The 18,034-nt window shown below is 70.7% G+C and carries 19 protein-coding genes; 12 read left to right on the forward strand and 7 right to left on the reverse strand.

Translation table 11 applies throughout. The features are described from left to right. Positions 1 to 61 precede the first annotated feature (61 nt). From pstS to ACTJI1_RS03335, 4 genes are all read right to left on the reverse strand, one after another. A complete protein-coding gene (gene pstS, locus ACTJI1_RS03320) occupies positions 62 to 1,156 on the reverse strand; it encodes a phosphate ABC transporter substrate-binding protein PstS (RefSeq protein ID WP_310130709.1) in 1,095 nt (364 codons plus the stop codon). A 157-nt stretch (positions 1,157 to 1,313) separates the two neighbouring features. Next, positions 1,314 to 2,264 (reverse strand): NUDIX hydrolase, encoded by a 951-nt coding sequence (locus ACTJI1_RS03325; protein ID WP_310130707.1) that lies wholly within the window; start codon positions 2,262 to 2,264, stop codon positions 1,314 to 1,316. Further along, positions 2,261 to 4,471, reverse strand: a complete 2,211-nt coding sequence (locus ACTJI1_RS03330) for an RNA degradosome polyphosphate kinase (RefSeq protein ID WP_310130705.1) — start codon at positions 4,469 to 4,471, stop codon at positions 2,261 to 2,263. Before ACTJI1_RS03330 ends, ACTJI1_RS03325 begins: the two co-directional genes overlap by 4 nt. An 84-nt stretch (positions 4,472 to 4,555) precedes the next feature. Next, a complete protein-coding gene (locus ACTJI1_RS03335) occupies positions 4,556 to 5,323 on the reverse strand; it encodes a DNA-binding response regulator (RefSeq protein ID WP_396427080.1) in 768 nt (255 codons plus the stop codon). A 96-nt stretch (positions 5,324 to 5,419) separates the two neighbouring features. Here ACTJI1_RS03335 and ACTJI1_RS03340 point away from each other — a divergent pair, with 96 nt between their 5' ends. The 3 genes from ACTJI1_RS03340 to ygfZ all read left to right on the forward strand — a co-directional run bounded on the left by ACTJI1_RS03340 (position 5,420) and on the right by ygfZ (position 7,658). Beyond that, complete coding sequence (locus ACTJI1_RS03340; RefSeq protein ID WP_440741533.1) at positions 5,420 to 5,770, forward strand: hypothetical protein; 351 nt, start codon at positions 5,420 to 5,422, stop codon at positions 5,768 to 5,770. A 168-nt stretch (positions 5,771 to 5,938) separates the two neighbouring features. Beyond that, positions 5,939 to 6,535 (forward strand): FABP family protein, encoded by a 597-nt coding sequence (locus tag ACTJI1_RS03345; RefSeq protein ID WP_310130701.1) that lies wholly within the window; start codon positions 5,939 to 5,941, stop codon positions 6,533 to 6,535. A gap of 7 nt (positions 6,536 to 6,542) precedes the next feature. Beyond that, a complete protein-coding gene (gene ygfZ, locus ACTJI1_RS03350; RefSeq protein ID WP_440741534.1) occupies positions 6,543 to 7,658 on the forward strand; it encodes a CAF17-like 4Fe-4S cluster assembly/insertion protein YgfZ in 1,116 nt (371 codons plus the stop codon). 39 nt (positions 7,659 to 7,697) lie between these two features. Here the strand turns inward: ygfZ and ACTJI1_RS03355 are convergent, their stop codons facing one another. Continuing rightward, positions 7,698 to 8,519 (reverse strand): class I SAM-dependent methyltransferase, encoded by an 822-nt coding sequence (locus tag ACTJI1_RS03355; protein WP_440741535.1) that lies wholly within the window; start codon positions 8,517 to 8,519, stop codon positions 7,698 to 7,700. 103 nt (positions 8,520 to 8,622) lie between these two features. Here ACTJI1_RS03355 and ACTJI1_RS03360 point away from each other — a divergent pair, with 103 nt between their 5' ends. Both ACTJI1_RS03360 and ACTJI1_RS03365 read left to right on the forward strand, forming a co-directional pair. Further along, entirely contained in the window at positions 8,623 to 9,372 is a 750-nt protein-coding gene (locus ACTJI1_RS03360) for a phosphoglyceromutase (RefSeq protein ID WP_310130694.1), read from the forward strand. Between the two features lie 53 nt (positions 9,373 to 9,425). Continuing rightward, positions 9,426 to 9,845, forward strand: a complete 420-nt coding sequence (locus ACTJI1_RS03365; RefSeq protein ID WP_440741536.1) for a 2'-5' RNA ligase family protein — start codon at positions 9,426 to 9,428, stop codon at positions 9,843 to 9,845. Between the two features lie 72 nt (positions 9,846 to 9,917). On the opposite strand, the gene phoU is transcribed toward ACTJI1_RS03365, so the two are convergent. After that, complete coding sequence (phoU, locus tag ACTJI1_RS03370; protein WP_310130692.1) at positions 9,918 to 10,574, reverse strand: phosphate signaling complex protein PhoU; 657 nt, start codon at positions 10,572 to 10,574, stop codon at positions 9,918 to 9,920. Between the two features lie 192 nt (positions 10,575 to 10,766). Between phoU and ACTJI1_RS03375 the strand changes: the two genes are divergently transcribed. After that, the gene (locus ACTJI1_RS03375) at positions 10,767 to 11,918 is read left to right on the forward strand and encodes a sensor histidine kinase (RefSeq protein ID WP_310130690.1); all 1,152 of its coding nucleotides are present in this window, start codon (positions 10,767 to 10,769) and stop codon (positions 11,916 to 11,918) included. Continuing rightward, positions 11,915 to 12,598: a response regulator gene (locus tag ACTJI1_RS03380; RefSeq protein WP_440741537.1), complete on the forward strand. Its 684-nt coding sequence runs from the start codon at positions 11,915 to 11,917 to the stop codon at positions 12,596 to 12,598. The genes ACTJI1_RS03375 and ACTJI1_RS03380 overlap by 4 nt, the downstream gene beginning before the upstream one ends. Positions 12,599 to 12,688: 90 nt before the next feature. Here ACTJI1_RS03380 and ACTJI1_RS03385 read toward each other — a convergent pair whose 3' ends face one another. Then, entirely contained in the window at positions 12,689 to 13,195 is a 507-nt protein-coding gene (locus ACTJI1_RS03385) for a hypothetical protein (protein WP_440741538.1), read from the reverse strand. 139 nt (positions 13,196 to 13,334) lie between these two features. On the opposite strand from ACTJI1_RS03385, the gene ACTJI1_RS03390 reads away from it, so the two are divergent. From ACTJI1_RS03390 to rlmB, 5 genes are all read left to right on the forward strand, one after another. Beyond that, on the forward strand, positions 13,335 to 13,817 hold the full coding sequence (locus ACTJI1_RS03390) for a CarD family transcriptional regulator (RefSeq protein WP_301211919.1): 483 nt from the start codon (positions 13,335 to 13,337) through the stop codon (positions 13,815 to 13,817). A gap of 102 nt (positions 13,818 to 13,919) precedes the next feature. After that, positions 13,920 to 15,077, forward strand: coding sequence for a 2-C-methyl-D-erythritol 4-phosphate cytidylyltransferase (ispD, locus tag ACTJI1_RS03395; RefSeq protein ID WP_440741539.1), 1,158 nt, complete (start codon positions 13,920 to 13,922; stop codon positions 15,075 to 15,077). Positions 15,078 to 15,164: 87 nt separating this feature from the next. Beyond that, positions 15,165 to 15,545, forward strand: coding sequence for a nuclear transport factor 2 family protein (locus tag ACTJI1_RS03400; RefSeq protein WP_310130681.1), 381 nt, complete (start codon positions 15,165 to 15,167; stop codon positions 15,543 to 15,545). Positions 15,546 to 15,571: 26 nt separating this feature from the next. Beyond that, positions 15,572 to 17,005: a cysteine--tRNA ligase gene (gene cysS, locus ACTJI1_RS03405; protein ID WP_440741540.1), complete on the forward strand. Its 1,434-nt coding sequence runs from the start codon at positions 15,572 to 15,574 to the stop codon at positions 17,003 to 17,005. Next, a complete protein-coding gene (gene rlmB / locus ACTJI1_RS03410) occupies positions 17,002 to 18,021 on the forward strand; it encodes a 23S rRNA (guanosine(2251)-2'-O)-methyltransferase RlmB (RefSeq protein WP_310130676.1) in 1,020 nt (339 codons plus the stop codon). The genes cysS and rlmB overlap by 4 nt, the downstream gene beginning before the upstream one ends. The last annotated feature ends 13 nt before the right edge of the window (positions 18,022 to 18,034 follow it).

Consider the following 18,034-nt stretch of genomic DNA (forward strand, 5'->3'; position numbering starts at 1 on the left):
TGAAAGGGGAGCGCCGCTCGGCCCGGGCTGCGGTGTGCAGCCCAGGCCGAGCGGTGGAGTGTTACTTGATGCTGGCGGCGGCCTTGGAGACCTTCGCGGCCAGGTCGCTCGACAGCGGGGCCGAGCCGGCCTGCTCGGCGGCGGCCTTCTGGGCGTCGCTCGAGATGATGTAGTCCACGTAGCCCTTCACCAGGTCCGCCTTGCTGGCGTCCTTGTACTCCTGGCAGGCGATCACGTAGGAGACCAGGACGAGCGGCCAGGCGCCCTTCGTGGTGTCCTTGCGGTCGATCTGGATGGCCAGGTCGTTGGCCTCGCGGCCGTCGGCGATGGGGGAGGCGGCGACCACGGCTGCAGCACCGTCGGCGCTGATCTTCTCGTAGTTGTCGCCGACCTTCAGCTGGGCGATGCTCAGCCCGGCCGAACCCGACTCGTCGATGTAGGTGATGGAGTTCTTCGCGTTCTTGGTGGCGTCCGCGACACCCGAGGTGCCCTTGGCCGCGTCACCGACCTGGAACGGGAAGGTCTGGGAGGCCGGAGCGGTCCAGACGGTGGGGGCGTTCGCCGCGAGGTACTCGGTGAAGTTCTGGGTGGTGCCCGAGTCGTCGGAGCGGTGCACGACGGTGATCGGAGCCGACGGGAGCGAGGCGCCCGAGTTCTGGCTCTTGATCTTGGCGTCGTCCCACGTGGTGATCTTGCCCGAGAAGATGCCGGCGATGGTGTCGGCGTCGAGCTTGAGGTCCTTCACGCCGTCGACGTTGTACGCGATGGCGATCGGGGAGATGTAGACGGGGAGGTCGATGCCCTTGCTGTCCGCGGCGCAGCCGGCGAACGTGGAGGCGAGCTCCTCGGTCTTCAGCGCTGCGTCCGAGCCGGCGAAGTCGGCCGCGCCCGAGATGAAGCTCTTGCGGCCGGCGCCGGAGCCCTGCGGGTCGTAGTTGATGGTGGCCTTCGGGTTGGCCTGCTGGAAGCCGGCGGCCCAGACGGTCTGCGCCGCGCCCTGGGCGGACGAGCCGATGCCGTTCAGCGTGCCGGAGTAGTTCTTCGCGGCGGCCGTCGTGGTCGACGGGGTGCTGCCCTCGTTCGCCGCACACGCGGTGAGGCTGATGGCGGCGGCGGCGAGGAGCGCCACGGGAGCGCCGATGCGCTTGAGATTCACAGTTGTCCCTTCGGGGATCAGTAACAACAGGACGGGGTCGGTGCGACCCGCGTGAGACGCTATTCCCGGTGTCTGTCCAGAGTCCCCCGCAGTGGTAAACGGGAGGTTAACGCGGGGTGTTCTCTTGCCTGCGCGGTCCTGTGAATCCGCGGCGGAATCAGCCGGCCTGGCGGTCCTCGACCGGCGCGTAGGTCTCGATCGAGACGATGCCCGAGGCCGGATTCGTCGCCGAGAGGTGGACCACGGAGAAGCCACCGGTGTCGAGGTCGGCGGCATCGTTGAGGTACCCGCCCGGCATGGTGCCGGTGGCGAGCGCGATCTCGCGCATGATCTCCGGCAGCACCGGGCCGTGGCTGCAGAGCACGGCGGTCTTGCGGGAGCGGATGCGCTTGCCGACGACGCGGCGCACCTCCGGCTGGCCCTCCTCGTAGGCGTCCTGGCTGATGCCGTGATCGCGGTGCGGCTTGATGCCGGTCGCTGCGGCGAGCGGAGCCACGGTGGTGACGCAGCGCACGGCGTCGCTCGTCACGATCCGCTTCGGCCGCCACGCCTCGAGCGTCGCGACGTCGCCGGCCGCCTGCTTCACGCCGCGCTCGGTGAGCGGACGGGACGCGTCGGAACCGTTCCAGCGGTCGCGCGGCTCGGCCTTGCCGTGCCGCAGGGCGATCAGGGCGAACGTGGAGGTGATGCCCTGGTGCACCAGGGAATCGAACGCGTCGAGGATCTCGACGTCGCGTTCGTAGGTCAGGTAGCCGCGCGCCTTCTTGATGGTGACCCACTCGATCGCCGCGATCTCGCTGTTGGGAACGAACGTCGACCGCTCGATGGCCTTGTCGCTCACCTCCGCGGCCCAGTAGTGCACGATCTTCTCGCGCCCGCTGCTCAGCGGGTACGTGGAGACGCCGAGCGGCACGCCGAGGCCGATCCGCAGGCCGGTCTCCTCGTGGATCTCGCGGACGGCCGTCTGTGGGAGCGTCTCGCCCGGGTCCACCTTGCCCTTGGGGATGGTCACGTCGCCGTACTTGGTGCGATGCACGACGAGCACGACGATTCGGTCGTCGACCACCCGCCAGCAGAGTGCACCCGCGGCGTAGATGGCCGGGCTCACCGCCTCGTTCCCGTGCGGGTGCTGCGCGGACGGTGGCTGTACTGCTGGATCAGCTTGCTCTGGAGGTCGACGAGGGGCTTGCCGTCGGCGTCGAGGTGGTGGCGCGTCCAGACGCCGTCCTCGTCGAGCCGCCAGGTCGCGGTGCGCTCGTCGAAGGCGAGGTCGAAGAGCGCTTCCAGCTCGCGCAGGTGGTCCGGGTCGGACAGGCGCACGAGCGCCTCGACGCGACGGTCGAGGTTGCGGTGCATCATGTCCGCACTGCCGATGAACACCTGCGGCTCGCCGCCGTTCACGAACGAGAAGACCCGCGAGTGCTCGAGGTACCGGCCGAGCACCGACCGGACCCTGATGTTCTCCGAGAGACCCTCGCGCCCGGGCACGACGCCGCAGATCCCGCGCACCCAGAGGTCGACGGGGACGCCGGCCTGGCTCGCGCGGTAGAGCGCGTCGATGATCGCCTCGTCCACGATGGAGTTGAGCTTGATCCGGATGCCGGAGGGACGCCCCGCCTCGGCGTTGATCCGCTCGGTGTCGATGCGCTTGAGCAGACCCTTGCGCAGGTGGAGCGGCGCCACGAGCAGGCGCTTGAACTTCTTCTCGATCGCATACCCCGAGAGCTCGTTGAAGAGGCGCGTGAGGTCTTTTCCGACCTGGTCGTCGTCGGTGAACAGCCCCAGGTCTTCGTAGATGCGCGACGTCTTGGGGTTGTAGTTGCCGGTGCCGATGTGGCTGTAGCTCTTCAGCACGCCCTTCTCCTCGCGGATGACGAGGGCGAGCTTGCAGTGCGTCTTCAGCCCGACGAGCCCGTAGACGACGTGCACGCCGGCCTTCTCGAGCTTTCGGGCCCACGAGATGTTGTTCTGCTCGTCGAAGCGCGCCTTGATCTCGACCAGGGCGAGCACCTGCTTGCCGGCCTCGGCGGCGTCGATGAGCGCCTCCACGATCGGGCTGTCGCCCGAGGTGCGGTACAGCGTCTGCTTGATGGCCAGCACGTGCGGGTCGGCGGCCGCCTGCTCGAGGAAGGCCTGGACGCTCGTCGCGAACGACTCGTACGGGTGGTGCACCAGCACGTCCTGCCGGGTGATCGCGGCGAAGATGTCGGGCTTCGCATTCGGCTCGCTCGGCATGAGCTGCGCCGGAGTGGTGGGCACGTGGTTGGGGTAATGCAGGTCGGGCCGGTCGATCTTGGCGAGGTCGAACAGGCCGCCCAGGTCGAGCGGCGCGGGAAGGCGGTAGACCTCCTGCTCGCTCACGTCGAGCTCGCGGACCAGCAGCCCGAGGGTGACCGCGTCCATGTCGTCGGTGACCTCGAGCCGGATCGGCGGACCGAACCGCCGGCGGAGCAGCTCGCGCTCCAGCGCCTGGATGAGGTTCTCGGTCTCGTCCTCGTCGATCTCCACGTCTTCGTTGCGCGTCACGCGGAACACGTGGTGATCGAGGATCTCCATGCCGGGGAAGAGGTCGCCGAGGTGGTTGGCGATCAGGTCCTCCAGCATGATGAACCGCACCTGCCCGAGCCCCTCGCGCTGGTCGATGCGCACGAACCGCGGCAGCATCTGCGGCACCTTGAGGCGGGCGAACTGCTCCTTGCCGGTGCGCGAGTTGCGGACGCGCACGGAGAGGTTGAGCGAGAGCCCGGAGATGTAGGGGAACGGGTGCGCCGGGTCGACCGCGAGGGGCATCAGCACCGGGAAGATCTGCTGCGAGAAGATGTCGCGCATCTGCGACCGGTCGGCGTCGTCCAGCTCGTCCCAGGTGGCGACGGTGATCCCGGCGTCGCGCAGCGCGGGCAGCACGAGGTCGTGGTACGCCCGCGCGTGCCGCAGCTGCAGCTCGTGCGCCTTCTCGGAGATGTCGGCCAGCACCTCCTGCGGGGCGCGGCCGACGTTGGTGGGCACGGCCAGCCCGGTGGCGATGCGGCGCTTGAGGCCCGCGACGCGGACCATGAAGAACTCGTCGAGGTTGCTGGCGAAGATCGCCAGGAAGTTCGCCCGCTCGAGCACCGGGAGCAGCGGGTCTTCCGCGAGTTCGAGGACGCGCTGGTTGAAGGCGAGCCAGCTCAGCTCGCGGTCGAGGTAGCGGTCGTCCGGCAGCGTCGGATCCGGTTCGTAGATGAAAGGGGCGAAGTCGTCGTCGAAGTCGCTGCCCAGGCTCCCGCCCAGCCCTGTGTCAAGAAGGCCGTTCTCCAGAGTCGTCCGCTCGTCCATTGCTCCATCATGGCACCGCGGGCGGACACCGGGGACGGCCACCGGTAAACGGTGGATAAACGGAACCTGTGGAGGGATTCGCCGTCAGGGACGGACGGACGTGGGGAGGCGGTCGTTCTCGTCCTCGTAGACGTTGAACCGGTAGCCGACGTTGCGCACGGTCCCGATCAGCGACTCCAGGTCGCCGAGCTTGGCGCGCAGCCGCCGGACGTGCACGTCGACGGTGCGGGTGCCTCCGAAGTAGTCGTACCCCCACACCTCGCTGAGCAGCTGCTCACGGGTGAAGACGCGGGAGGGATGGGTCGCGAAGAAGCGGAGGAGCTCGAACTCCTTGAAGGTCAGGTCGAGCTGCCGCCCGTGCGCCTTCGCCGAGTAGCTCGCCTCGTCGATCGTGATGCCGGAGGCCTGGATCTTGGACTGCGAGTGCTCCTGCGTCTGGCGGCCGATGGCGAGCCGGATGCGCGCATCCACCTCGGCGGGACCTGCGGAGTCGAGCACGACGTCGCTCACGCCCCAATCCGCGCTGACGGCGGTGAGGCCGCCCTCGGTCAGCACGAGAAGAAGAGGGACCGTCACGCCGGTGGTGGTGAGGATCTTGCACAGCGACTTCGCGCTCGCCAGGTCGCGGCGCGCATCCACGAAGATGAGGTCGCAGCTCGGGGCGTTGACCAGTGACGCCGGCTCGGCGGGGATCTGGCGGACGCGGTGGCTGAGCAGCGCGAGCGCGGGAAGGACCTCGGCGCCCGGCCCGGCGGAGTCCGCAGCCGACGACCCCGGTCCTGCCCCGAGCGACCCGGTGCCGCTGGAAGCGGACGGACCCGGCGCGGACGTGAGGATCAGAAGTTGCGCCACCCATTCCTCCTCATCCGTCTGTCCCGCAATGCTACCGGAAACGGGAGGAGCGACTTCCGGCTGCCCGGCGTCCGGCCGGCGGGGCACAATGGGAGGGTGAGCGACGACATCCCGGAGACCCCCGCACCGCACGCGCTCGGCCCTGCCGCCGCGGCCGGTCCGGCCGAGCCGCCGCTTCCGCGCTGGGCGTCCCGGCTCAGCATCGGGTCCGTGTGGGCGGTGGCGCTGCTGCTCGGCATCCTGATCGCGGCTCTCGCGCATCCCGGCGGCTACGCGTCGTGGCTGTCGCTGGCACTCGCGGTGTGCGCGCTGCTGGCCTTCGTGTCGCAGCTGGCGACCCAGCAGAAGGACGGTTTCATCACCCGCCTCGCGGCGACGCTGACCGGCAGTTTCGTGGTGCTCGGCCTCTTCGGCGCGGTCCTCGCCCTCGCATCCGGGATGCGCTGAGCGCCTCCGCTCGACTGTCGGTGGGCGACGGCTAGACTGAGTTCATGCTGGTCGCTCTCGAACTCTTCTTCATCGGCCTTCTCGGCCTCGCAACGCTCGCCATCCTCGGCGTCTCCGGCGTGGTGGTGTACAACCTCTTCCGCGGCCAGCGCTGATCCGCGGTCGATCATGATCGAGATCCCCACCGATCTTCCCGCCGAGCTGGTCCCCCTCTCCTGGCTGATCGGCGTCTGGGAGGGGACCGGCGTGCTCGATTACGCGATCGAGGAGGAGCACACCGAGCGGGAGTTCGGTCAGCGGATCAGCTTCAGCCACGACGGTCTCGGCTATCTCAACTACTCGTCCACGTCGTGGGTCCTCGACGAGGAGCGCACGCCGCTCGCCGCCGAGACCGGCTATTGGCGGCTGCACCGCACGCTGGTCGAAGGCGACCCGGGGCCGGCGATGCTGCCGGGCAGCGGCGTCCGTCCTTTCAACACGGCTCAGTCGGTGGAGACCCTGCGCAACTCGAACGGGGCGTTCGACATCGACGTATCGATCATCCACCCTGACGGCGTCAGCGAGATCTACATCGGCCAGGTGGCCGGACCGCGGATCGACCTCGCGACCGACGCCGTGATGCGCACGGCCGGGGCGAAGGAGTACACCGCGGCCACCCGCCTCTACGGTCTCGTCGAGAACCACCTGCTGTGGGCGTGGGACATCGCGGCCCTCGGGCAGGAGCTGCGCACCCACGCCTCCGCCCGCCTCGCCAAGGTCGAGTGAGGCGCTCATGAGTGATCGCTCTCCCTTCCTGGACCTGCCGGGCGCGGTCGACCTGACCGGCTCCGGCGTGCCCTCGCACTACGGCAGCCCGCTCGCCGAGCAGCGCGCGCTGGCCGAGGGCGGCGCCATCGTCGACCTGTCCGACCGCGCGGTGCTCACCGTGCAGGGTCCGGACCGGCTGAGCTGGCTCAACTCGCTGACCAGCCAGGCGCTCACGGGTCTCGCGCCGGGCGAGTCCTCCGAGACCCTGCTGCTGGATGTGACGGGCCGCGTCGAGCACGCCGCCCGCGTGCTCGACGACGGCGACACGGTGTGGCTGCTGGTCGACCGTCCCGAGGCGGAGGGGCTGCTCGCCTGGCTGACCTCGATGCGCTTCATGCTCCGCGTCGAGCTGGCCGACCGCACCGCCGACCTGGCGACGATCGGCACGCTGGGCGACCCGCCCCTCCCGATCGCCGCACCGAACGGCGTCCCGCTGATCTGGCACGACCCGTGGCGCGAGGTCGCCCCCGGCGGCCACCAGTACGCGCGCGGCGAGCATCCCGGCGCGGGATGGACGTGGAGCGAGCGCCTGGTGCCCCGCGACGCCCTGCCCTCGCTGGTCTCGCGCGTGACGAGCGGCGAGCTCGCCGTGACCGGCACGGTCGCGGCGGAGGCTCTGCGCATCGCCGCCTGGCGTCCGCGCTTCTCCACCGAGGTGGACGAGCGCACCATCCCGCACGAACTCGACTGGCTGCGCACGGCCGTGCACCTGAGCAAGGGCTGCTACCGCGGCCAGGAGACCGTGGCGAAGGTGCACAACCTGGGTCACCCGCCGCGCCGCCTGGTCATGCTGCACCTCGACGGCTCAGAGGGCGTGCATCCGGTGACCGGAGCGTCCGTGACGCTCGACGGCCAGGAGGTCGGCACCGTGACCTCCACCGCCCTGCACTACGAGCTCGGACCGATCGCGCTGGCCGTCGTGAAGCGGTCCACCGACCCGTCGGCGACACTGCTGGTGGATGCGGACGGCACCGCGGTCACGGCCGCGCAGGAGATCGTGGTGCCCCCGGAGGCGGGGGCCGAGGCGCACGTGCCGCGGCTGCCGCGGCTCGGTGCGGTGACGCGGGCGCCGCGGGCGTAGCTCGCGCCTCGTGCGCCGTGCGCACCACGCGCCGCGCGCCTAGTCCGCCGGCGCGACGGCCTCCCAAGCCACCGTCAGCTCGCCCAGCCGCCAGCGTCGCGGGCCGCCGCTGACCGGCCAGCCCGCGTCGCGCATCCCGCGCGCCACCGCGATCCAGCGCTGGCTGGGGCCGTAGGCGGCGAGCGGCGAGTGGATGCGCCACGCGCGATCCAGTTCGCCGAGGAAGGCGTGCACCCGCTCGCCGGGGACGTTGCGGTGGATGAGCGCCTTCGGCAGCCGCTCGGCGACCACCGACGGCGCGTCCAGGCCGCGCAGACGGAGCGAGACGGTGAGCGAGACCGGACCGGCCGCATCCAGGGCGACCCAGCTGGCGATCCGCCCGATCTCGTCGCAGGTGCCCTCGACCAGGAGGCCGTCCGGCTGCAGGCGTGATCGCATCCGCTCCCACGCTCCCGCGACCTCCACCTCTCGGTACTGCCGGAGCACGTTGAAGGCCCGGATCACCGCCGCCTTCCGGCTGTCCGGCAGCGGCACCTCGAAGCCGCCCAGGCCGAAGCGGATGTGGGCGTCCGGATCGAAGGCGGTGCGGCCGGCGCGAACCGCTTCGAGCTGCTCGTTCGCGGTGCGCACCCGTCCGGGTTCGATCTCGAGGCCGACGACCTCGACATCCGGCCGCACGGTCGCCAGCCGCTGATGCAGCTCCAGCGCAGTGACTCCGCTGGCGCCGTAGCCGAGGTCGACGACGACCGGGTCGGGGGTGCGCCGGAGCTCCGGCTGCGCGGCGATCCAGCGGTCGACCCGGCGCAGCCGGTTGGTGTTCGTCGTCCCCCGCGTGACGGTGCCGACGGCGCCGGATGCCATGCGTCCAGTCTGCCAGCGGACGCGGGACGCCGCCGCTGGCCCCGTCGCCCGCCCCGTGGCCGCCGGGAGGCCCGCATCCTCGTGAGGCGATAGATTGGAGCACATGGCCGCTCCCTACACCCTGATCCTCCTGCGCCACGGCAGCAGCGAGTGGAACGAGAAGAACCTGTTCACCGGCTGGGTCGACGTCCGTCTCAGCGAGACCGGCGTCGCCGAGGCCAAGCGGGCGGGCGAACTGCTCCGCGACTCCGGCCTGGCGCCCGACGTGCTGCACACCTCGGTGCTGACCCGCGCCATCCAGACCGCGAACTATGCGCTCGACGTGGCCGACCGGCTGTGGATCCCGGTAGAGCGTTCGTGGCGCCTCAACGAGCGCCACTACGGCGCCCTGCAGGGCCTCGACAAGGCGGAGACCCTCGAGAAGTTCGGCCCGGAGCAGTTCCAGCTCTGGCGCCGGTCGTTCGACGTACCGCCGCCGCCGCTTCCCGACGACAGCGAGTTCTCGCAGGTCGGCGACCCGCGCTACGCCGGCCTCGGCGACGAGCTGCCGCGCACGGAGTGCCTGAAGGACGTCATCGAGCGGATGCTGCCCTACTGGGAGTCGGACATCACGCGCGATCTCGCCGACGGCAAGACCGTGCTGGTGACGGCCCACGGCAACTCGCTGCGCGCCCTGGTCAAGCACCTCGACGGCATCTCCGACGAGGACATCGCCGGGCTGAACATCCCCACCGGCATCCCGCTGGTCTACAAGCTGGGTGAGGACTTCACCCCGCTCGAGCCGTCGTACTACCTCGACCCGGAGGCCGCCGCCGCCGGGGCCGCCGCGGTCGCCGCGCAGGGCAAGAAGTAGTCACGACCAGCACGTTCGTCGTCGTCGCGTTCCTTCCGGGACGCGGCGACGACGTGTTTCCGGACCGGTTCCCGGCCGCAGACTGGCCGTTGCACGTGACCATCGTGCCGCCCTTCGAGACCGAGCTCTCCGCCGAAGGCGTCGCCGCGCTTCTGCCGAGTGTCCCGCCGATCCCGGTCACCGGGGGAGCGCGGGAGCGTTTCGGCGCGCACCGCACGGTCCCCGTGACGGTGCTGCGCGCCTCCCCGGCGCTGCACGCGCTGCACACGGCATCCGTCGACGCCCTCGAAGCCGCCGACGTGGTCCTGCGCGACCAGCACCACCTCCGCGACGGCTACCGCCCCCACGTGACCGACCAGCGCTCCGGCCGTCTGCACCCCGGCGAGCACGCCCTCCTCACCGCCCTTTGCGTCGTCGCGCGCGCCCCCCACTCCACGCGCTCCGTCGCCGCCCGCGTCCCCCTGCGCCCCTGAAAGCAGCCATCGCTTCCTCAGTTAATCCGCGAATTCGGGCCGAATGAGCGGAAAAAGTGAGGAAGCGATGAATTATGAGGCGAGCTCGGGAGCCCAGTCGCCGGTCGCGAGGTACTGGACCTTCTTCGCGATCGAGACGGCGTGGTCCGCGAAGCGCTCGTGGTAGCGGGACGCGAGGGTCGCGTCGACCGTGTCGACGGCCTGGCCCTTCCATGTCTCGCCGAGCACCTTGTCGAAGACGCTGATGTGCAGCTCGTCGATGTCGTCGTCGTCGTTGCGGATCTCGTCGGCGAGGCGCAGGTCCTGCGTGCGGAGCAGCTCGGAGAGCTTCTCGGCGATCTGCACGTCGAGGCGGCCCATCTCCGAGAACGTGCCGCGCAGGCTTTTCGGGACGACCTTGTCGGGGAAGCGGTAGCGCGCCAGCTGGGCGATGTGCTCCGCCATGTCGCCCATCCGCTCCAGCGACGCGCTGATCCGCAGGGCGCTGACCACGATGCGCAGGTCGCGGGCGACCGGCTGCTGGCGGGCGAGGATCTGGATGGACAGCTCGTCGAGCAGGACGGTCAGCTCGTCGATGCGGTGGTCGTTGACGATCACGTCCTCCGCGAGGCTCACGTCGGACTCGTTGAACGCCTGCGTGGCGTTCCGGATGGAGAGGACGACGAGCTCGGCGATCTCGACGAGCCGGTCCTGAACCTCCGCCAGCTCCTGCTGGAAGACTTCGCGCATGGGGTGGGGTCCTTCCTGGCGTGCGCGGGCACGCGGGATGTCGGGACCTTCTGGCCCCGTATGCATGTTCGCGAGAGCAGGTTAACAAACGGTGCCGCCCGGCTGAACACTGTCTAACGTACCCGCGAAAAGACGCGGCCGGTGGCGGGATGCGTCCATGCGGTCGCATCGGTATCACCTACGCTGAGAGCCATGGACTCCACCTGGTTGGTGCTGCTGTCGCTGGGCCTGGGGCTCGCCGTCGGCGCCGGTTTCGTGTGGGTCCTGCACATCGCCGCCCGCCGCGGTCACCACGCGGCCGCGGTCGTCAATCCGGCGGTGCCGGACGGGGTCGACCAGGTGCTCGACGCGCTCGAATCGGCGGGCGTGGTCCTGGACCCCTCGAACAACGTCATCAAGGCGTCCCCGGGCGCACACGCGATCGGCCTGGTCTGGAACGGCCTCCTGGTCCACCCGCACCTCGTCGAGCTCGTGGACCGCGTCCGGCGCACCGGCGAGTCGATCACCGAGGAGTGCGAGCTGTCGCGCGGCCCGTTCGGCGACGCCGGCATCCATCTCAGCGTGCGGGTGGCGCGCCTCGGGTCCCGCTACATCCTGCTGCTCGCCGAGGATCGTACCGAGTCGTTCCGGCTGGAGGCGGTCCGCCGCGACTTCGTGGCCAACATCAGCCACGAGCTGAAGACGCCGATCGGCGCGGTCGGCCTCCTCGCCGAGGCCCTGGACGACGCCTCCGACGATCCCGACCAGGTGCGCCGGTTTGCCCTGCGGCTCTCGGAGGAGGCCCAGCGCCTCGCCCGGATCACCCAGGACATCATCGAGCTGAGCCGGCTGCAGGCGACGGATGCGCTGGGCGACGCCCACCAGCTCTCGGCCAGCAAGGTCGTCAAAGCGGCGATCGACCAGAACCGGGTGGCCGCGGAGACGCGCAACATCGAGCTGGCGATGCGCGGTGACAAGCAGGCGCAGGTGATCGGTAACGAGGGCCTCCTGGTCACGGCCGTCCACAACCTCATCTCCAACGCCATCCAGTACTCGCCCGACGACTCCCGCATCGGAATCGGCGTCCGCAATACCGGCGGCGTCGTCGAGATCGCCGTCACGGATCAGGGCGAGGGCATCCCCGAAGAGGACCTGGACCGCGTCTTCGAGCGCTTCTTCCGCGTCGACCAGGCGCGGTCACGCAACACGGGCGGCACCGGTCTCGGTCTCGCGATCGTCAAGCACGCCGTGCAGAACCACGGCGGCGAGGTGCGCGTCTGGTCGCAGCCGGGACGCGGCTCCACCTTCACGATCCGGCTCCCGGAAGCCTCCACCGTCCGACCCCCGATAGGAGACACCCAGTGACATCCATCTTGCTCGTCGAGGATGAGGCCGCGCTCAGCGAGCCGCTCGCGTACCTGCTGAAGCGCGAGGGCTACGAGGTCGAGGTCGCGGAGGACGGTCCGAGCGCGCTCGCGGCGTTCGACCGCTCCGGCGCCGACCTCATCCTGCTCGACCTGATGCTGCCGGGCATCCCGGGCACCGAGGTGTGCCGTGAGATCCGGACCCGCTCGAACGTCCCGATCATCATGCTGACCGCCAAGGACTCCGAGGTGGACATCGTGGTCGGGCTCGAGCTCGGGGCGGACGACTACGTCACCAAGCCCTACTCGTCGCGCGAGCTGCTCGCCCGCATCCGGGCCGTGCTGCGCCGCCGCGTCGAGGAGGAGGAGCTGCAGGATGACGGCGTGCTGGAGGCGGGCACCGTGCGGATGGATGTGGACCGCCACACCGTCGCCGTCAACGGCACCGAGATCTCCATGCCGCTGAAGGAATTCGAGCTGCTGGAGCTGCTGCTCCGCAACGCCGGCCGCGTGCTCACCCGCGGCCAGCTCATCGACCGGGTGTGGGGGAGCGACTACTTCGGCGACACCAAGACGCTCGACGTGCACATCAAGCGCATCCGCTCGCGCATCGAGGAGAGCCCCTCGGAGCCCCGGATGCTCGTCACCGTGCGCGGGCTGGGGTACCGCTTCAACGCCTGACGGTCGCCGGCGCCGGCGACGCCGGTCCGAAGACGCGAAGAAGCCGCCCGGTGCGATGCGCCGGGCGGCTTCGTCGTTGCGCCGTAGGGCCTACCGCGCGGCCGGCAGGATGGTCGGCGGCACCAGGCTCTTGTACTCGGGCAGCTGGCCGTCGAGCACCGGGACCGTGAGGTTGACGCCGGTCTCGTCGCCGTACTGGAAGTAGACGGAGTAGAGCGCGCCGGGCTTGGTGGTGAACTCCGGGATGAGCACGTTGCTCGTGCCTCCGTTCTCCGGGTCCTCGCCGAGCTGCTTCACCTGGCCGGGTGCGACCGTGACGTGGGCGGCGGAGGAGCTGCTGTCGCCGGCGCTGATGGCGAGGCGGTGGCTCTTGTCGCCGGTGTTCACCAGCGTGACCACGAGGTTGCCCACCGTGCCGTCCTTCGCGTCGGTGACGATGATCGCGTTGCGGACGTCGATCGTGCCGACCGATCCGCTCACGCCGTCGCTCGCGTCGTAGTGCTTGGTGGTGGCCTGCGGGGCGACGAGACCGCATCCAGCGGTACCGAACGCGACGGCCAGGGCGAGGGCGACGGACGTCGCGACTCGTGCTTTCACGGATGACCCTCCCGGTGGAATTCTCGCTTCGACTCTATCCCATCGGCAGGGGCCCTCCGGGCCCGCAGGAGGCGCGGGGGCGAACCTTAGCACGTGCCTCATGTGGTATCCTATTCATTGCTGAAGGGACAACAAATCTATGCTTTTCGAGGTTGGCGAGACCGTCGTCTATCCGCACCACGGTGCCGCAACGATCACCGAAGTCAAGAAGAGAATCATCAAGGGTGAAGAGAAGCTGTACCTCAAGCTCAATGTGACTCAGGGCGACCTGACCATCGAGGTCCCCGCCGATAATGTCGACCTCGTCGGAGTGCGCGACGTCATCGGCAAGGAGGGCCTCGACCGCGTGTTCGAGGTGCTGCGAGCCCCCTTCACCGAGGAGCCGACCAACTGGTCCCGCCGCTACAAGGCCAACCTTGAGAAGCTCGCCTCCGGCGACGTCATCAAGGTGTCCGAGGTCGTCCGCGACCTGTGGCGCCGCGATCAGGACCGCGGCCTCTCCGCCGGCGAGAAGCGCATGCTCGCCAAGGCGCGCCAGATCCTCATCTCCGAGCTGGCTCTGGCCGAGAAGACCGACGACGAGAAGGCCTCGAGCCTGCTCGACGAGGTCCTGGCCTCCTGAGGCGGCTGCACCGCCCATCGTCCGAAGCCCCGCTGCACCGAGCAGCGGGGCTTCGTCGTTTCCGCCGGGCCGTCAGTCGCCGTGTGCCGGTACGGTGGTCGGGTGGACAGCTACACCGGGCCGCGCGTCGCGGTCGTGATCGTCGCCGCCGGTTCCGGCACGCGGCTGGGCGCCGAGCGCCCGAAGGCGTTCGTGACCCTCCAGGGCCCCACCCTCCTCGAGCGCTCGCTGCATGCCGTCCGCGGTATGCGTCGCGCGGCGGACCCGATCGTGGTGGCACCCGCCGAGCTGCTCGCCGAGGCGGCGGAACTGTCCGAGCGCGCCTCCGGTCGGCCGGTCCAGGTCGTCGCCGGGGGAGCGACCCGCCAGCGTTCGGTCGCCGAGGGCCTCGCCGTGGTCGACCCCTCCGTCGAGGTCGTGCTCGTGCACGACGCCGCCCGCGCGCTCGCGCCGGCCACGCTGTTCGACGCCGTGGTGGATGCGGTCGTCGAGCGCGGCTACGGCGTCATCCCCGGGCTGCCCGTCAGCGACACGGTGAAGCGCATCGGCGCCGACGGCATCGTGCACGAGACCGTCGACCGGTCCGCCCTCGCGGCGGTGCAGACCCCGCAGGGCTTTCCGCGCGAGCAGCTGCTGACCGCCTACGCGCTGGCGGAGAGCGACGAGACCGACGACGCCGGTCTGGTTGCCGCCGCGGGGTTCCGGGTGGATGTGGTCCCCGGCGATGCGCACGCCTTCAAGGTGACCACCCCCTGGGACCTGCGCCGCGCCGAGGAGCTGCTCACCGGCTCCCGGTCGCCGCGGATCGGTTCGGGCAGCGACACGCACGCCTACGACCCGGCCGCCGAGCTCTGGCTCGCCGGCCTGCACTGGCCGGGCGAACCGGGTCTCGCGGGGCACAGCGACGGGGATGCGGTGGCTCACGCCATCGTCGACGCGCTGCTCTCCGCCGCGGGGCTCGGCGACATCGGCGGCGTCTTCGGGACCGGCGATCCGCGGTTCTCGGGCGCGCACGGCGACGTCTTCCTCACCGAAGCCCGGAGACGGGTGGAGGAGGCCGGCTTCCGCATCGGCAACGTCGCCGTCCAGGTCATCGGCAACCGGCCGAAGCTCGCAGGCCGCCGCGTGGAGGCCGAGGAGCGGCTGTCCGCCATCCTCGGAGCCCCGGTCTCGGTCGGCGCCACGACGACCGACGGTCTCGGTTTCACCGGCCGGGGCGAGGGCCTCACCGCCCAGGCCACCGCGCTGCTGCTCGGCTGAGCACGGAGCGGCGTCGCGGCCGACGCCGCAGCAGGCCTACTCTGACCGATGGAGTGCCGCACGGGCGGCGCCGGGAAGGGGCACCACATGGCATCCACGGACACCGAGACGGTCGCGCGGCAGTACATCCACGCGGTGGGAGCGCGGGACGAGGACCCGCTCGACGACCTCTTCGACGTGGCCCTGGTGGCGGAGTTCGCCGGTTCGACGCTCGACAAGGAGGGGTGGACGGCGGCACTGCGCCGGCTGATGCCCGTGATCCTCCGGAACGAGATCCGTGAAGTGTTCACGAACGGCGAGCGCGCGTGCATCGTCTACGACTTCGTCACCGACACCGCAGCCGGCGCCGTGCGGTGCGTGGAGCTCCTGACCGTGCGCGACGGGCGCATCGTGCAGATCGAGCTGTTGCTCGACCGCGCCGCCTTCGCACCGGTGAACGAGGAGCTGGAGAAGCGCGCGGCCTCGTAGGCCCCGCGCCCTCTAGGCTGGTGGGCGTGACTCTGCGACTCTTCGACACGAAAGCGGGCGCCCTGCGCGACTTCGTCCCGCTGCGCGACGGCGAGGTCGGCATGTACGTGTGCGGCCCGACCGTCCAGTCGTCCCCGCACATCGGGCACCTCCGCTCGGCCCTGGTCTACGACCAGCTGCGCCGCTGGTTCACGTACCGCGGTCTCGACGTCACCCTCGTGCGCAACGTCACCGACATCGACGACAAGATCCTGGTCAACGCCGCGGCCGGCCAGGCCGCCGGGGGTAGCGAGGAGTGGTGGGCGCTGGCCTACCGCTTCGAGCTCGAGTTCACCGACTCCTACCGCGCCCTCGGCATCCAGCCGCCGACCTACGAGCCGCGTGCGACCGCGAGCATCCCGCAGATGCAGGAGATCATCCAGCGGCTCATCGAGCGCGGTCACGCGTATGCCGCGCAGGACGGCTCCGGCGACGTCTACTTCGACGTGAAGAGCTGGCCGTCGTACGGCGAGCTGACCCGGCAGAGCATCGACAACATGGAGGCCGCGGCCGACGCGGACCCGCGCGCCAAGCGCGACCCGCGCGACTTCGCGCTCTGGAAGGGCCGCAAGGACGACGAGCCGGCGTCGGCCGCGTTCCCATCGCCGTGGGGCGACGGCCGCCCGGGGTGGCACATCGAGTGCTCGGCCATGTCGCGCCGGTACCTCGGGCCGCAGTTCGACATCCACGGCGGCGGGCTCGACCTGCGCTTCCCGCACCACGAGAACGAGATCGCGCAGTCGACCGCCGCGGGCGACGCGTTCGCGAACTACTGGGTGCACAACGGCCTGGTGAACGTGAACGGCCAGAAGATGAGCAAGTCGCTCGGCAACTCCGTCTACGCGGCGGATCTGCTCGGCGCCGCCCGCCCGCTGGTGGTCCGCTACTACCTCGGTTCGGCGCACTACCGGTCGACGATCGACTTCACCGACGGCTCGCTCAGCGAGGCGGAGGCCGCCCTCGACCGGATCGCCGGCTTCTTCGAGCGGGTGGACCGGCGGCTCGCCGGCACCCGCTTCGCCGGCCACGGCGCGGAGGTCGTCCCCGACGCCTTCGCGGAGGCGATGGACGACGACCTCGCCGTGCCGCAGGCGCTCGCGGTGCTGCACGACACCATCCGCACAGGAAACGCGGCGCTGGATGCGGAAGACTTGGAGGCGGCCGCCACCGCCCGCGGGCACGCGCTCGCCATGACGGAGGTGCTGGGCATCAACCCGCTCTCCCCGCAGTGGCGCACCGGCGGCTCGACCGCGGCGGAGTCCGCACTGGGCGAGCTGGTCGGCCGGCTGCTGGCGGACCGCCAGGACGCCAGGGCCGCCCGCGACTTCGCGGCGGCCGATCGCATCCGCGACGAGCTGAGCGCCGCGGGAATCACCATCGAAGACACCCCGACGGGGTCGCATTGGAGCATCGGATCATGAAGAACTCGGGTGGAAAGCCCCGCGCCGGGGCGGTGCGCAAGAGCAAGAAGGGCGCCCAGGTCGGCACCGGGGGCCACGGCCGCAAGGCGCTCGAGGGTCGCGGACCGACCCCCAAGGCGGAGGACCGCGACTACCACCCCGCCGCGAAGGCGAAGGCCCTGCGCGAGCGGGCCGCCGCGAAGGCCGCGCAGCGGGGCGGACGGGACGCGACGCCGCGCGGCGCGTCCGGCGCCTCGCGCCGCGCCAAGAGCGGGGACGAGAGCGAGATCGTGACCGGCCGCAACTCGGTGCTCGAGGCGCTGCGGGCCGACATCCCGGCCTCGACGCTGTACGTCGCGGCTCGCGCTGAGCTCGACGACCGGATGCGCGAGATCCTCTCCATCGCGACCGGCCGCGCCATCCCGATCCTGGAGGTCATGCGTCCCGAGCTCGACCGGCTCGCCGGCCGCGACGCCGTGCACCAGGGCGTCGCGCTCAAGGTGCCGCCGTACGAGTACGCGCACCCGGGGGAGCTGCTCGACCGGACGCTGCGCTCCGGCGACACCCCGCTGTTCGTCGCGCTCGACGGCATCACCGACCCGCGCAACCTCGGCGCGATCATCCGCTCGACCGCGGCCTTCGGTGGCCAGGGCGTCATCGTGCCGCAGCGCCGCTCGGTCGGCATGACGGCCGCCGCGTGGAAGACCTCCGCCGGCGCCGCGGCGCGCACCCCGGTCGCCATGGCCGCGAACCTGACGCAGACCCTCAAGGACTTCAAAAAGGCGGGCGTCTTCGTGCTCGGCCTCGACGGGGGAGGCGACACGTCCCTCCCGGGCCTGTCGTTCGCCGACCGCCCGGTCGTCATCGTCGTGGGCAGCGAGGGCAAGGGCCTGTCGCGCCTGGTGACGGAGACCTGCGACGCGGTCGTGTCCATCCCGATCACGGCGACCACCGAGTCGCTCAACGCCGGCATCGCCGCGAGCGTCACGCTCTACGAGATCTCCAAGCTGCGGGCCGAGGCGCGCACCCGCGCCTGACCGCTGCTGCTCG

Origin of the sequence: Leifsonia sp. 22587 (assembly GCF_052044215.1) — a bacterium.
Taxonomy (GTDB): Bacteria; Actinomycetota; Actinomycetes; order Actinomycetales; family Microbacteriaceae; genus Leifsonia; species Leifsonia shinshuensis_C.

Bases quoted from the DNA above. Each gene is read 5' to 3' on its own strand.
- ygfZ (WP_440741534.1), top strand. From the start codon at position 6,543: ATGAGTGATCGCTCTCCCTTCCTGGACCTGCCGGGCGCGGTCGACCTG.
- ACTJI1_RS03375 (WP_310130690.1), top strand. From the start codon at position 10,767: ATGGACTCCACCTGGTTGGTGCTGCTGTCGCTGGGCCTGGGGCTCGCC.
- ACTJI1_RS03330 (WP_310130705.1), bottom strand. From the start codon at position 4,471: ATGGACGAGCGGACGACTCTGGAGAACGGCCTTCTTGACACAGGGCTG.
- ACTJI1_RS03345 (WP_310130701.1), top strand. From the start codon at position 5,939: ATGATCGAGATCCCCACCGATCTTCCCGCCGAGCTGGTCCCCCTCTCC.
- ACTJI1_RS03360 (WP_310130694.1), top strand. From the start codon at position 8,623: ATGGCCGCTCCCTACACCCTGATCCTCCTGCGCCACGGCAGCAGCGAG.
- ACTJI1_RS03355 (WP_440741535.1), bottom strand. From the start codon at position 8,519: ATGGCATCCGGCGCCGTCGGCACCGTCACGCGGGGGACGACGAACACC.
- ACTJI1_RS03390 (WP_301211919.1), top strand. From the start codon at position 13,335: ATGCTTTTCGAGGTTGGCGAGACCGTCGTCTATCCGCACCACGGTGCC.
- phoU (WP_310130692.1), bottom strand. From the start codon at position 10,574: ATGCGCGAAGTCTTCCAGCAGGAGCTGGCGGAGGTTCAGGACCGGCTC.
- ACTJI1_RS03400 (WP_310130681.1), top strand. From the start codon at position 15,165: ATGGCATCCACGGACACCGAGACGGTCGCGCGGCAGTACATCCACGCG.
- rlmB (WP_310130676.1), top strand. From the start codon at position 17,002: ATGAAGAACTCGGGTGGAAAGCCCCGCGCCGGGGCGGTGCGCAAGAGC.